General features: G+C 61.9%; 14 protein-coding genes and 1 pseudogene. 1 reads left to right on the top strand and 14 read right to left on the bottom strand.

Going from position 1 to position 13,774, the window contains the following annotated elements; all coding sequences use genetic code 11:
- Window positions 1–167: 167 nt before the first annotated feature.
- The 8 genes from ACW9UQ_RS16900 to zapE form a co-directional block, all read right to left on the bottom strand.
- Window positions 168–956: a crotonase/enoyl-CoA hydratase family protein gene (locus ACW9UQ_RS16900; RefSeq protein WP_458932185.1), complete on the bottom strand. Its 789-nt coding sequence runs from the start codon at window positions 954–956 to the stop codon at window positions 168–170.
- Complete coding sequence (locus ACW9UQ_RS16895) at window positions 953–1,810, bottom strand: hydroxymethylglutaryl-CoA lyase (protein WP_458932184.1); 858 nt, start codon at window positions 1,808–1,810, stop codon at window positions 953–955. The genes ACW9UQ_RS16900 and ACW9UQ_RS16895 overlap by 4 nt, the downstream gene beginning before the upstream one ends.
- Window positions 1,803–3,746: an acetyl/propionyl/methylcrotonyl-CoA carboxylase subunit alpha gene (locus ACW9UQ_RS16890; protein WP_458932183.1), complete on the bottom strand. Its 1,944-nt coding sequence runs from the start codon at window positions 3,744–3,746 to the stop codon at window positions 1,803–1,805. The genes ACW9UQ_RS16895 and ACW9UQ_RS16890 overlap by 8 nt, the downstream gene beginning before the upstream one ends.
- The gene (locus tag ACW9UQ_RS16885; protein WP_458932182.1) at window positions 3,743–4,381 is read right to left on the bottom strand and encodes a macro domain-containing protein; all 639 of its coding nucleotides are present in this window, start codon (window positions 4,379–4,381) and stop codon (window positions 3,743–3,745) included. The genes ACW9UQ_RS16890 and ACW9UQ_RS16885 overlap by 4 nt, the downstream gene beginning before the upstream one ends.
- A gap of 12 nt (window positions 4,382–4,393) precedes the next feature.
- Window positions 4,394–4,831 (bottom strand): tellurite resistance TerB family protein, encoded by a 438-nt coding sequence (locus ACW9UQ_RS16880; protein WP_458932181.1) that lies wholly within the window; start codon window positions 4,829–4,831, stop codon window positions 4,394–4,396.
- Between the two features lie 27 nt (window positions 4,832–4,858).
- Window positions 4,859–6,505, bottom strand: a complete 1,647-nt coding sequence (locus ACW9UQ_RS16875; RefSeq protein ID WP_458932180.1) for a CTP synthase — start codon at window positions 6,503–6,505, stop codon at window positions 4,859–4,861.
- A gap of 166 nt (window positions 6,506–6,671) precedes the next feature.
- Window positions 6,672–6,968 carry a c-type cytochrome gene (locus ACW9UQ_RS16870; RefSeq protein WP_458932179.1) on the bottom strand — a complete coding sequence of 99 codons (297 nt, stop codon included), beginning with the start codon at window positions 6,966–6,968 and terminating at the stop codon, window positions 6,672–6,674.
- Between the two features lie 67 nt (window positions 6,969–7,035).
- Window positions 7,036–8,142 carry a cell division protein ZapE gene (gene zapE, locus ACW9UQ_RS16865; protein WP_458932178.1) on the bottom strand — a complete coding sequence of 369 codons (1,107 nt, stop codon included), beginning with the start codon at window positions 8,140–8,142 and terminating at the stop codon, window positions 7,036–7,038.
- Window positions 8,143–8,241: 99 nt separating this feature from the next.
- Between zapE and ACW9UQ_RS16860 the strand changes: the two genes are divergently transcribed.
- A complete protein-coding gene (locus tag ACW9UQ_RS16860) occupies window positions 8,242–9,483 on the top strand; it encodes an MFS transporter (protein ID WP_458932177.1) in 1,242 nt (413 codons plus the stop codon).
- Between the two features lie 30 nt (window positions 9,484–9,513).
- Here the strand turns inward: ACW9UQ_RS16860 and proC are convergent, their stop codons facing one another.
- The 6 genes and pseudogenes from proC to ACW9UQ_RS16830 form a co-directional block, all read right to left on the bottom strand.
- Complete coding sequence (proC, locus tag ACW9UQ_RS16855) at window positions 9,514–10,311, bottom strand: pyrroline-5-carboxylate reductase (RefSeq protein WP_458932176.1); 798 nt, start codon at window positions 10,309–10,311, stop codon at window positions 9,514–9,516.
- Window positions 10,308–11,135 carry an NAD-dependent epimerase/dehydratase family protein gene (locus ACW9UQ_RS16850; protein ID WP_458932175.1) on the bottom strand — a complete coding sequence of 276 codons (828 nt, stop codon included), beginning with the start codon at window positions 11,133–11,135 and terminating at the stop codon, window positions 10,308–10,310. Before ACW9UQ_RS16850 ends, proC begins: the two co-directional genes overlap by 4 nt.
- Window positions 11,136–11,897 (bottom strand): HpcH/HpaI aldolase family protein, encoded by a 762-nt coding sequence (locus ACW9UQ_RS16845; RefSeq protein ID WP_458932174.1) that lies wholly within the window; start codon window positions 11,895–11,897, stop codon window positions 11,136–11,138.
- A complete protein-coding gene (locus ACW9UQ_RS16840) occupies window positions 11,897–12,739 on the bottom strand; it encodes a fumarylacetoacetate hydrolase family protein (RefSeq protein ID WP_458932173.1) in 843 nt (280 codons plus the stop codon). The genes ACW9UQ_RS16845 and ACW9UQ_RS16840 overlap by 1 nt, the downstream gene beginning before the upstream one ends.
- A gap of 106 nt (window positions 12,740–12,845) precedes the next feature.
- Window positions 12,846–13,574, bottom strand: coding sequence for a 2-dehydro-3-deoxy-D-gluconate 5-dehydrogenase KduD (gene kduD, locus ACW9UQ_RS16835; RefSeq protein ID WP_458932172.1), 729 nt, complete (start codon window positions 13,572–13,574; stop codon window positions 12,846–12,848).
- 93 nt (window positions 13,575–13,667) lie between these two features.
- Window positions 13,668–13,774, bottom strand: a pseudogene (locus tag ACW9UQ_RS16830) (IS5-like element ISCARN85 family transposase); the annotation flags it as partial.

The raw sequence follows: 13,774 nt of genomic DNA, 5'->3' as shown, positions 1-13,774 counted from the left end.
GATCCCACATCTCGGATTTCTGTTTGTCGGTGTAAAACGTTCGCGTTCGATACTTCATCTCTCACACTCCATCTTTCCAAAAAGATTAAAGTGTTGCGCTCACCCGTTGAAACCGCCCCCAAGACCAAACCTATGCGCCCCAGAGCCTAATCACCAAAGATAGCGCATTATCCCAGCACCCAGGTCGCGGGGCGTTTTTCGAAAAAGGCGGCGATGCCTTCCTGGGCTTCGGGGCCTTCCCAGGTGTCTGCTAGGGCTGCGATTGTGTCTTCGATCAGCGCCTCATCAATCGCAGGGCCAAGGCGGCGGGCCAGGGCTTTGGCGCGGGCGACGGCTTGCGGGGCGCAGGTCAGGTAGGGGGTGACTTCGGCCTCGACCGTTTTGTCCAGATCATCCATTTCTACAACGCGAGTTGCGAGGTTCAGCGCGGTCAGCTCTTCCGCACCGAAGATACGTGCATTCATGAAGACGCGCCGCGCCCGGCCCTCGCCCATGCGGGCCAGAACGTAGGGAGAGATGGTTGCGGGGATCAGACCAAGGCGGGTTTCGGTCAGGCCGAACTTGCCGCCCGTTGCCACCACTGCGCTGTCGCAGACCGACATTATGCCGATGCCCCCGCCCATTGCCGTGCCGTTGATCCGGCCGATCAGGGGTTTCGGCAGGGTGTTGAGGTCATAGAGCATCATGGCCAGACGCCGCGCCTCGGCCATTCGGGTCTCGCGGCTGGCGGTGAACTGGGCGCGCATCCAGTCCAGATCCCCACCCGCGCAGAAGCTTTTGCCCGCGCCGGTCAGCACCACAACCCGGACAGCGTCATCCGCACCAAGCGAGCGCGCGGCATCGCGCAGCTCGTCGATCATTTCGGCGGACAGGACATTGTGCTTTTCGGGGCGGTTCAGGGTCAGGGTGGCAACGCCGCGCGCGTCGGTCTGAAGCAGAAGGGTCTTGTAGGTCATTTCGGTGTCCTCAGGCTGCGCGCGAAATCGGCGGCGCTGGCAAGTTTGGTGACATCTATGCCGGTGGCGTGACCGCGCTTTTCCAACATGTTTACAACGGCCTCTGTGGCGACGTTACCAGCAGCACCCGGCGCATAGGGGCAGCCACCCAGACCACCGACTGCGCTGTCAAAGACTCGCAGACCATGGTCCAAACTGACCGCGATATTGTCCAGAGCGCGGCCTTCGGTGTCGTGGAAATGCCCGGCCAGACGGTCGGCTGGAACGACGCCAAGCACGGCTTTCAGCATCGCGTCGACCGCTTCGGGCTGGCCCTTGCCGATCGTGTCGCCGAGTGAGATTTCAAAGCAGCCCATATCCAGCAGGGTTTCTGCGACGCGGGCGACCTGCGACGGGGTGATCTGGCCCTCATAGGGGCAATCGGTCACGCAGGAGATATAGCCGCGCACCGGGATATCCGCATCACGGGCGGCCTGCATGACGGGGGCGAAGCGGTCCAGGCTTTCGGCGATGGAACAGTTGATGTTGCGCTGGGAGAAGGTTTCTGACGCCGCACCGAACACCGCCACCTCGTCCACGCTTGCTGCTTGCGCGCCCTCAAAGCCGCGCAGGTTCGGGGTCAGCGCGGTGTAGGCGGTGCCGGGGTGGCGGGTGATGCCGGACAGCACCTCAGCAGCGTCGGCCATTTGCGGCACCCATTTGGGGCTGACGAAACTGGTGACTTCGACGCGGCGGCATTCGGCGTCCGAGAGCATGTCGACGAGACGGATTTTGTCTGCGGTTGCAATCTGTTGCGGCTCGTTCTGCAAGCCGTCGCGGGGGCCAACCTCGAAGATCGTGACGGGGTCAGCCATCGGCGTCTTCCAGGGCGATCAACAGCGCGCCGTCGGTGACCTGCGTGCCTTCGGCCACTGCGACACGGGCCACGATGCCATCGCGCGGGCTGGTCAGGGCGTGTTCCATTTTCATCGCTTCGAGCACCATCAGGCGCTGGCCTGCCTCAACCGGGTCCCCGACCGAGACAGAGACCGATTTGACCAGCCCCGGCATGGGTGCCGTGACGGTATCGCCGCTGGCGGCCTCGTCACTGCCGCCGGGGGCCGGGCGAGTGAAGACATAGCCTTCGCCATCGCGCAGCACCGTGATGCGGTCGCCGGAGCGGACGGCAAAGAGGGTCTGGCGGATGTCGCTGGTCAGGGTCAAGTGCGCGCCGTCGCGGGTTGCCGTAATGGTGACGGAGGTCTCCCCCGCAGTGATCTCGAACTGGCCGGGCGCTGGTTGTTGCAGGCTGCATTCAAGCGTGTCCTCACCCAGTTGCAGGGTCGCACGATGGCAGAGTGGTTGCCACAGGGTAAAGCCGGTGCGCGCGGCGTCGGGCAGGCCCATCGCGGTCAGGACGGCGGCGGCCAGCACCATGGGGCCGGGTGCGGCCTGTTCGGTCAGGGCGGCCTGTTCGCGGTCGATCAGGCCGGTATCGACCTGCCCCCGGGCAAAGCCTTCATGGCGGATCAGGCGGGATAGAAAGCCCAGATTGGTCGTGGTGCCTGCAATGCCGGTGGCCGACAAGGCCCGGTCCATCGCAGCCAGCGCTGCGGTTCGATCGGGGCCGTGGGTGGTGATCTTGGCGATCATGGGGTCGTAATGCGGGGTGATTTCATCTCCCTGCCGCACGCCGGTATCGATGCGGGCATCGGCGGGGAACTCCAGCACCTCAAGCTGGCCGGTGGCGGGCAGGAAGCCGCGAGCGGCGTCTTCGGCATAAAGGCGGGCCTCAAAGGAATGGCCGGTGATGGTGATTTCGCCCTGCCCTGCGGGCAGGCTTTCGCCGCTGGCGACACGCAGCTGCCATTCGACCAGATCGACGCCGGTGATCGCCTCGGTCACCGGGTGTTCGACCTGCAGGCGGGTGTTCATCTCCATGAACCAGAAACCATCGGTGCGCAGCGGGCCGGAGCCATCGACGATGAACTCCACCGTTCCGGCGCCTTTGTAGCCGATCGCCTCGGCCGCGCGGACGGCGGCAGCGCCCATCGCGCTTCGCACATCTTCGGTCATACCCGGCGCAGGGGCTTCCTCGATAACTTTCTGGTGGCGGCGCTGCAACGAGCAATCGCGTTCAAAAAGGTGGATCGCCTGGGTGCCGTCGCCAAAGACCTGCACCTCGATATGGCGCGGGTTGGTGACGAACTTTTCGATCAGGACATCGCTGTTTCCGAAGGCAGTCTTGGCCTCGGACCGGGCTGAGGCAAGTGCGGCGGCGAAATCTGCGGGCGCGTCCACCTTGCGCATGCCCTTACCGCCGCCGCCTGCAACGGCCTTGATCAGCACGGGATAGCCGATCTGGTCAGCCTCCCCGGCCAGATAGTCATCCTGCTGCCGGTCGCCGTGATAGCCGGGAACGACGGGCACGCCTGCCTCCTGCATCAGGGCCTTGGCGGCACCTTTCAGACCCATGGCGCGGATCGCCTTGGCCGAAGGACCGACGAAGATCAGACCGGCGGCTTCGACCATATCAACAAAATCAGGGTTTTCTGACAGAAAGCCATAGCCCGGATGGATCGCCTGTGCGCCGGTTCTAAGGGCGGCGGCGATGATCGCATCGCCCAAAAGGTAGCTTTCCGTCACCGGGGCCGGGCCGATCCGAACCGCCTCATCCGCCATGGCGACGTGGCGCGCAGCCGCGTCCGCATCGGAATAGACCGAAACCGTCGAGACGCCCATGCGCCGGGCTGTGTCGATGACGCGGCAGGCAATTTCGCCGCGATTGGCAATCAGCAGTTTTTTTATCATAGCAGGCCCTGTCGCATCTGATCGAGCGCCTCTTCATGCAGTTCTGCCGCCTCGGGGTCGAAACAGCAGAAAAGAATTTTTTCCAGCGAGCCGGGCGCGTTTCGGATCGCTGCGACTGTTCCAACGGCGATCTGGGCCGCCTTGTCTTTTGGAAACCCAAAGATCCCAGTTGAGATGCCGGGGAACGCGATTGAGGTCAACCCGGCATCCATCGCAAGCTGTAGCGAATTATTATAGCAGGCGGTCAATGCGTCTGCTTCCCCTGCCGCGCCGCCCTGCCAGACAGGGCCAACGGTGTGGATGATGTGGCGTGCGGGCAGATTGTAGCCGCCAATCAGATCCCCAACGCATTGCGGCTGAAAGATATCCGGTGCGTCGATGCCGATCAGTTCTGCGCTGACAAGGCCCGGCCCCCGGCAATGCAGGCGGATGCGGCCGCCATCAATCACCCGCAGATATACGCAATCCGGCCCGCCCTCGCTGAACTGGCGCGACAGATAGGTCACGGCCGCCCCCGCAAAGCCGGACATTACCGGCAGGATCATTCCCAACATGAGGAACAGGATGATCAGTGTGCTGCCCTGACGGCGATCCTTCTTGCGCCTTTTGCGGCGTTTGGGAGGTGTCGGGGCCACGACCGAGCCCGCCTAGTCCCGCGCTGCCGCCTGCCGCGCCAGACCGCTGTCGCGATCCGAAACCCCCAGCAGATCTGTAACCAGCCGCAACAGCGCATTTTCCTCTGCCGCGCGGTCATCATCGGCCAGAACGACACGCCACAGCGCCTCGACCACGGCAAAGCGCTGCTCATAAGGCACGCCTTGCTTGATGGCGCGGGTCAGCTGGACGGTGTCGTTTGCCTCAGCCTCAAGCGCCTCACCTTCGGCCCGAAGGGCGGCAGCAGCCTCTGGTGTCAGAGCGTAGCGCGCGCTGAGCACCCGGTCGATGGTTTCGATCTCGGCCGTGGCATAATCATCATCGGCCCGCGCGCAGCGCACCAGCAAGGCTGCCATCGCCGTGCGATAGTCGGTTTCGGTGTCCTGAGGCGGCTCCGCCCCGATCAGTCGGTTCAAGAGATTTTGCAACATGACCCGGATATAAGCGCTTTGCCCGGCTCAGACCAGCCGCGATTGTTCCAGGGCTGCTTTTACGAAATCGGCAAATAGCGGGTGCGGGTCGAAGGGTTTGGATTTCAGTTCAGGATGGAACTGGACACCGATGAACCAGGGGTGATCGCTGACCTCGACAATCTCGGGCAGGCGGCCATCGGGGGACATGCCGGAGAAGGTCAGACCGGCCTCTTCCAGTTTGTCGCGGTATTTGATGTCCACCTCGTAGCGGTGGCGGTGACGTTCCGAGATATCAGTGCTGCCGTAAATCTCGGCCACTTTGCTGCCCGGGGTCAGTTTGGCGTTATAGGCCCCCAGCCGCATGGTGCCGCCCTTGTCATCCTCGACCGTGCGCTGGATGGTGCGATTGCCCTCCAACCATTCCTTGAGGTGATAGACCACGGGTTCAAAGCGTTTGCCGCCTGCCTCGTGATCGAACTCCTCGGACCCGGCATTTTCGAGGCCCAGAAGATTGCGCGAAGCTTCGATCACTGCCATCTGCATCCCCAGACAGATGCCCAGATAGGGGATCTTGCGTTCGCGGGCGAATTGGGCGGCCTTGATCTTACCCTCGGTCCCACGTTCGCCGAACCCGCCGGGAACGAGGATCGCGTTGTAGCCTTCCAGCAGAGGCGCGACATCCTTGTCCTGTTCGAACACTTCGGAATCCAGCCATTCGGTACGGACCCGCACCCGGTTGGCCATGCCGCCATGGGTCAGCGCCTCGGCGATGGACTTATAGGCGTCCTCAAGCTGGGTGTATTTGCCGACGATAGCGATCTTCACCTCGCCATCGGGGTTGTGGATGCGGTCGGCCACATCCACCCACCTGCTGAGGTCCGGTTTCGGTGCCGGGGAAAGGCCAAACGCATCCAGCACCGCCTGATCCAACCCTTCGCGGTGATAGACGAGCGGGGCTTCGTAGATTGATTTCAGGTCCTGCGCGGCGATCACGCTGTCGGGGCGCACGTTGCAGAAGAGGGCCAGCTTTTCACGCTCTTTCTCGGGGATCACCCCTTCGGAGCGGCAGACCAGCACATCCGGCGCCAGCCCGATGGAGCGCAATTCCTTGACCGAGTGCTGGGTCGGCTTGGTCTTCAACTCTCCGCTGGCCTTGATATAGGGCAGCAAAGTCAGGTGCATGAACACGCATTGCCCCCGCGGTTTTTCCTGCGCGAACTGGCGGATTGCCTCGAAGAACGGCAGGCCTTCGATATCGCCGACGGTGCCACCGATTTCGCACAGCATGAAATCGACCTCATCGCCACCAACGTGAATGAAGTCTTTTATCTCATTGGTAACATGGGGAATAACCTGGATCGTTTTGCCCAGATAATCGCCTCTTCGCTCTTTCTCCAGCACGGTCGAATAGATCCGCCCCGAAGACACACTGTCGGTATAGCGCGCCGCGACACCGGTGAAGCGTTCGTAATGGCCAAGGTCGAGATCGGTCTCGGCCCCGTCATCGGTCACGAAGACCTCACCATGTTCAAACGGGCTCATCGTGCCGGGGTCGACATTCAGATAGGGATCAAGCTTGCGCAATCGCACGGAATAGCCGCGCGCCTGCAACAGCGCCCCAAGCGCAGCCGAGGCCAAGCCTTTTCCAAGCGATGACACAACACCGCCTGTGATGAATACATATCTGGCCATGGACCGGGGCTCCCGCGATAAAATTGATGCTGTCTGATTGGCAGCAGCATGACTGCTCACGGGATTTAAGTGTTACGGGATTCGGCCCCTGACGGCAAGAGGTGTAGCGCTATATAATGTGGATAATTCGCAGGGTGTGACTATTGGTGGCCCGTTTTCTGCAGAGTCAGAGCGACCGGATATAGGCGATGATGTCGCTGATCTCTGGCTCGCTTAATTGCAGGTTGGGCATCGGGCTATGCGGGTCTGCAAGCCAAAGGCGCAAGCCGTCATCGGTCAGGGTGTCGTCCACAGCCACATCTGCAAATGGTGGACCGGCGTCGCCGCCGGTCGTGTTTTCCCCAACGACATGGCAAGCGCTGCACCAGCGTTTCGCCAGTTCTTGTCCACGTCCGGCATCTTGCGCCGAAGCGGTGGATGCAACAAGCGGTGCTGCGGCAAGGATGATCAGGATTTTGTGCATGACGGCCCCTTCGTTGTGCTGACGGTGTTAATCTGCCAGCGTCGAAGCCTCCCTGCCTTGACCTGTATCAATCGTCTTTCGGCGGCCAGTCTTCGCTGCGCATCTCGGCCAGACGCGAGGCTGTGCGCTGGAATTCAAACGAACCGGTCCCTTCGGGGTAGAGCGCATCAGGCTCGGCCGCGGCCGCACAGATCAGGCGCACATGTGCCTCATAAAGCGCGTCGATCAGGGTGACGAAGCGCTTGGCTTCGTTGTTGTTCGCCGGGCTGAGGATGGGGATGTCGTCAAGGATCAGCACCCGTATCGCCTCGGCTATGGCAAGGTAATCCCCCGGGCCTAAGGGCTGGGCGCAGAGATCGGAAAATGTCGCCCGCGCCACGCCGCCCGCATGCTGTGGCAGGACCACATCGCGGCCTTTGCGCTGCAGCACCAGCGGGGCGCTGTCGCCCGTTAAAAGGCGCGTCCAGGCGGTGTCCATCGCCTGTTTGGCCCCTGCATCCAGCGGGCTGTGCCAGACCTCAAGCCCGCGCATCTGCGCCTGCCTGTGATCGGCCTCGCCATCCAGATGATGCACCTCAAGCCGGTCCTTGATCTGGTTGATAAAGGGCAGAAACAGGTGGCGGTTCAGCCCGTCCTTGTAAAGGTCATCGGGGTGCCGGTTTGAGGTGGTCACAATCACAACACCGCGGGCAAAAAGCTGTTCAAACAGACGGCCCACCAGCATGGCATCGGTGATGTCGCTGATCTGCATTTCGTCGAAACACAACAGGGTGGCGCTGTCGGCGATGGCCTCGGCCACGGGCGGAATTGGGTCCTCGGCCCCTTCGGTGCGAGCCAGTCGGATCGCCTCATGTGCCTCTTGCATGAAGGCGTGAAAATGGATGCGGCGGCGGGGCTGAATGCTGGCATGTTCGTAGAACAGGTCCATCAGCATGGATTTGCCGCGGCCCACATCGCCATAGACATAAAGCCCGGGCACCGGGGCCTGCACCACCTTTTCCCGGCCCCAGCCGAACAGGCCAAGACCGACTTTCTTGGGTTTTGCAGGTTCATAATCGCGCAGACGGGTATGCAGAAGCTGCAGCTTTTCCACCGCCAGCCGCTGTGCGGGATCATTTTTCAACGCGCCTTCGGTGATCATCGCGCGGTATTGCGGCAACAGGCCTTCGGTCATGGTGTCTTTTATATTCCGGTCTGGAATGGGCGGGGTCACGGGAAATGTTTTGACGGGGGCCGCAGGTGAAGTCAAATTCATGGGCAGCGAGGTTTCCATATGTCCCAGTCAAAAGCGCCCCTTTTCACCCCGGTCCTGATCGGCGGTTGTCTGATCCTGTTGCTGGGATTTGGTGTCCGCGCCTCTTTCGGGGTGTTTCAGATCCCGGTGTCCGAACAATTCGGCTGGCCCCGGGCGGAGTTTTCGCTGGCCATCGCGATCCAGAATCTGGCCTGGGGGATCGGGCAGCCAATCTTTGGCGCGCTGGCTGAGAAATTCGGGGATCGCAAGGCGATTGTCTGGGGGACGTTCATCTATGCGCTGGGTCTCGTGCTGTCTGCTTATGCGACCACGCCGATTGGCCACCAGACGCTGGCGGTGCTGGTGGGGTTTGGCGTTGCGGGCACAGGGTTTGGCGTGGTGCTGGCTGTGGTTGGCCGCGCGGCCTCGGACGAGAACCGGTCCATGGCGCTGGGGATTGCGACGGCGGCAGGCTCTGGCGGGCAGGTGGTGGGGCCGCCGCTGGCGGAGTTTCTGCTGGGCTATATGACATGGAGCGGGGTGTTCCTGGTCTTTGCGGCCATCGTGATGGGTATCCTGCTGCTTCTGCCCATGGTCCGCTCCCCCGAGGTGGCCAGCAAGGCAGAGCTTGAGGAAAGCATGGGGCAAATACTGGGCCGCGCCTTTCGTGATCCGACCTATGCTTTGATTTTCCTCGGCTTTTTCTCATGCGGATATCAACTGGCCTTTGTCACGGCTCATTTCCCGGCCTTTGTGACCGAGATTTGCGGCCCGATTGATCCGGGCGGCATCCTGGCCGGGATCGGGGTGACCACAACCTCGGCCCTGGGGGCGCTTTCCATTGCGCTGATCGGGCTGGCGAATATCGTCGGGACGATAACCGCAGGCTGGCTGGGCAAGCGGCACTCGAAGAAATACCTGCTGGCGGCGATCTATACGGGCCGGACGATCTGTGCGGCCTGGTTCATCATGACACCGATGACGCCGATGACGGTGATTGTCTTTTCGGTGGTGATGGGGTCGCTGTGGCTGGCAACGGTGCCGCTGACCTCGGGCCTGATCGCGCATATTTATGGGTTGCGCTATATGGGGACGCTTTACGGGATCGTTTTCTTTTCACACCAGTTGGGGTCGTTTCTGGGGGTCTGGCTGGGTGGTAAGCTTTACGACATCTACGGAACCTACGATCAGGTCTGGTGGGTCGGTGTCGGGGTTGGCGCGTTCTCCGCCATTGTTCACCTGCCAGTTCGGGAAAAGCCCGCCATGCCCGCCACCGCGTGAGCGCGGGTGTAGGGTGGGTTTAAACCCACCCTACCTGCCCAGTGCGACGCTTCGGTCCCGGGCGGCGGTTGTTGCGCGTGTGACCAGCGGCGCAAGACCGTTCTCACCCATCAGCACGTCAAGTGCGGCTGCTGTGGTTCCACCCGGGCTGGTCACCTGTTCGCGCAAGATACCTGGGTGCGCATCGCTGCCGCGCGCCAGCGCCCCGGCCCCAGCCACGGTCTGGCGGGCCAGTTGCAGGGCAAGCTCGGCCGGCAGGCCCAGATTTTCCCCGGCTTCGGCCATGCATTCGATCAGATGAAAGACATAAGCCGGGCCGGAACCGGAGATGGCGGTCACCGCGTCCATCAGCGCCTCATCCGTAATCCATGCGGTTTCACCGCTGGCCGAAAGCAATTGGTCTGCGACGTCCCGGGTTGCCTCAGACACCAGATCATTGGCGACCGAAACCAGCATCCCCTGCCCGATCGCCGCGGGGGTGTTGGGCATGGTGCGGATCAGCGGGGTCGGGCCCGGCAGCCAGCCTGCAAGACTGGCGAGCGTGGTTCCCGCCGCCACCGAGACAAAGGTGCTCGCACCACCGGCAAACCGGGCATAGGTCGGGGCGACCTGGGGTATCATCTGCGGCTTGACCGCCAGAAAGATCAGGTCCGGGGCTTCGGTCAGCCCCTCTGCATCGGTCAGAACCCCTGCCCCTTCGGCTGACGCTCTGTCGCGCAAATCGGCATTCGGCTCCACCACCGTGACCGAATGCCCCCCGGCGGCCATCCAGCCGCGCAGCATCGCATAGCCCATATTGCCGCAACCGATTAGGGCAACGCGGCTCATGACTTTTTCCCTTCGTCGACAATCCCCATTTGCGAGGCGGCACTGACCCCCAGATCGACCCGGGCGAACAATCCGCCATGATGCAATTGTGCCGGGTCGGTCGGATCAGGATCGGCCGCCACCAACACCTCTTCGGCATAAACCTCGGCGTTGTCCTGCGGGACATAGCCCAGATGCGCAGCGCCTGAATTGTCCACGGGACAACGGTCGTTGTTCGAGACGCCATAGATCACGCTGAACCCGACAACCGGGGCGGTGATGGCCGATTTGACCAGCCGCTTCAGATCGCCCACCGACAACCAGGTGCCGAGACTGCGTTCATTATTGACCGCCGCACAGGAAATGATGCGCAGGCACACGGCCTCGATCCCGCGTTTCTGCCAGGCCATGCGGCCCAGATTTTCCGCAAAGCACTTTGACAGCCCATAATAGCTATCTGGCCGGTGCGGGGCATCGACGCCGATACGTTCATGCCGGGAATACATCCCCACCGCATGGATCGAGGAGGCATAGACCACCCGTTTGATCCCCAGCCGATGTGCCGCTTCCCAGACCGTCCAGGCCCCGACGAAGTTCGGGCCGAAAATCTCTTCGAAGGAGGCTTCGTCGCCGATAGCGCCGAAATGGACGATCATGTCAGCCCCTTTGAGCGCCGCTTCGACCTCATCCAGATTGGCCAGATCGGCCTGACGGAAGGTCTCATTTGCGGCCAGATCGTCAATCGGGGTGATATCGGTCGAAATCAGCTCATCCGCAAATTCGGCCAGAAACGGGCGCAGATGCGACCCCAAACGTCCAGCAGCGCCGGTCAATGCAATGATCATCTACCCCTCCTTAATTGTGTTCAGCAGGTTTTCGGCGCCGCTTGCCAGAATACCCAGATCCGTGCCGCAGGCGACAAAGCGCATCCCGCCCTGAAAGCACTGTTCCACGCGCGTTGGCTCACCGATCAATGTGCCGGTGGGTTTGCCAAGATTATGGACCTTCGCCGCCGCCTCAAGAATGGAGTCCCATAGCCCATCATCGGATAGTTGTCCCAACTGCCCGAGCGAGGCGGCGATATCCGCAGGGCCAAAAAAGACCCCATCGACCCCGTCCACGGTGGCAATAGCCTCGACCTGGCCCATGGCCTCGTGGGTTTCGACCTGAACCAGAATGGCGGTGTTTTCGACGACCTTCTGGAAATAACCCTTGTCCCGACCAAAGCGCGAGCCGCGAATGCCACCCGCAACACCGCGCACGCCCTGTGGCGGGTACCGGCAGGCCGCGACTGCGGCGGCAGCCTCTTCTGGGGATTGCACCATGGGCAGCAGAATACCGTCCGGCCCCAGATCCAGAACACGCTTGATCATCACCGGATCATTCCAGGCCGGGCGCACGATGGCCGTCGATGTCCCCGCCTTGAGCGCCTGCAATTGCGACAGGACAGACGCCATATCGTTGGGGCTGTGTTCCATATCGACCAGCAGCCAGTCGTAGCCGATATCGGCCAGCACATCTGCTGTGTAATTGCTGCACAGGCTGACCCAAAGGCCAATCTGCCGGTCGCCCCTGGCAAGGGCGGCTTTGAACGCGGCCCCCGACATCACGCCGCCCCCACAGGCAGACGCTGATGACCGAGACCCTCGATCTCAAGCTCCATCACATCGCCGGGCTTCAGAAACTGCGGCGGGGTGTATCCCATGCCGACGCCCGAGGGGGTGCCGGTGGCGATCAGATCCCCGACCCGCAATTCCATGAACTGAGAGATATAGGATACAATCTCGACCACCGGGAAGATCATGTCGTCGGTATTGCTGTTCTGGCGAAGCTCTCCGTTCACCTTGGTCGTCAGCTGCAGAGATTGCACATTCGGAATTTCGTCGGGGGTCACAAGATAGGGGCCGCATGGCCCGAAGGTCGGTGCGGATTTGCCCTTGATCCACTGGCCGCCGCGCTCGCGCTGAAAGACCCGTTCAGAGACATCATTGACGATGCAATAGCCCGCGATATGCGACAGCGCATCGCTTTGGGAGATATAGCTGCCGCCTTTGCCGATCACGATGCCCAGTTCCACCTCCCAATCGGTGGAGGTGCCGCCGCGGGGGATCAGAACCTCGTCAAAGGGGCCATGTAAGGTCGAGGTTGCTTTGGAGAAGAGCACCGGTTCCTTCGGCGGGACGGCCCCGGTTTCCTCGGCATGTTTAACATAGTTCAGGCCGACACAGAAAAAGTTCAGCGCATCGGCCAAAACGCAGCCCAAACGCGTGCCATCGGGCACCGCAGGCAGGCTGGTCAGATCACGTGCGGCCAGGGCAGACAGCGCCTCGCAAGACACGGCGTCGCGTTCGAAATCGGGCGTGATAGCCGACAGATCGCGCAAGACCCCGTCAGGGCCAAGGCACCCCGGTCGTTCTTGTCCACGCCCTCCAAACCTGACGAATTTCATACCCGGCCCTCCCAATTCTATTGCCTGTCAAAATGTGTAGGTCATATCGCCGGACCCGCCAAGGGAGGAAAGGCAGGCCCCGGTTTTCGCCCCCATGCAGCCCCCGTTACCGGGCCAGCCAGCCGCCATCGACATTCAGAACCGCGCCGTTGACATAATCGGAGGCCGGCGCGCTGAGGTAAACGGCGGTCTGCGCGATATCGTCAGGACGGCCCCACCGGCCCGCCGGAATGCGATCAAGAATGGCCTTGTTACGATCCGGGTCCGCGCGCAGGGCGTTGGTGTTGTTGGTCTCGATATAGCCCGGGGCAATGGCGTTTACATTGATCCCCTGCCCGGCCCATTCGTTGCAAAGCAATTTGGTCAGCCCGGCAACGCCATGTTTCGATGCCGTATAGGACGGCACACGGATGCCGCCCTGAAAGGACAGCAGCGAGGCGATATTGACGATCTTGCCTGGCGCCGCCCGGGCCAGAAGGGCCTTGGCGAAGGCCTGACAGGTGAAGAACACGGCCTTTAGGTTGACGTCGATGACATCGTCCCAGTCCGCTTCGGTGAAATCGGTGCTGTCGGCGCGGCGGATGATACCGGCATTGTTGATCAATATGTCAATCGACCGATCGGCAAACACATCTTTGGCCGCCATCGGATCGGCGAAGTCCAGCGTCATCGCCTCAGCCTGCGCAATCATCTGAACCGTCGCCTCGCAAGAGGACCGCCCGGCACAGATCACATGCGCCCCCGCCGCACCCAGCGCCACGGCGATGGCCTGCCCGATACCGGTATTTGCGCCGGTCACCAGCGCCGTCTTACCCCCGAGTGAAAATGCCTTCATCGCCGAAACCTCTCAAACAGATGCGAGCGTCCTGATACAGCCAAACGCAGCACCCCGGCAACGCCTCATCTGATGCTGTCAGACTAGGGCCTGTTAACACTTAATCATATCGACGATTAGGGCGAAATTCAGGAAAGCGCGGTACATGACGTCCAGCTTTTCGAACCTTGAGAAGATGCGCCGGTATCCTTTCAGCCTTC

Source organism: Halovulum sp. GXIMD14793 (assembly GCF_054457435.1).
Note: the sequence above shows the minus strand (reverse complement) of the source record. Positions and strands in the feature narration are given on the sequence as shown.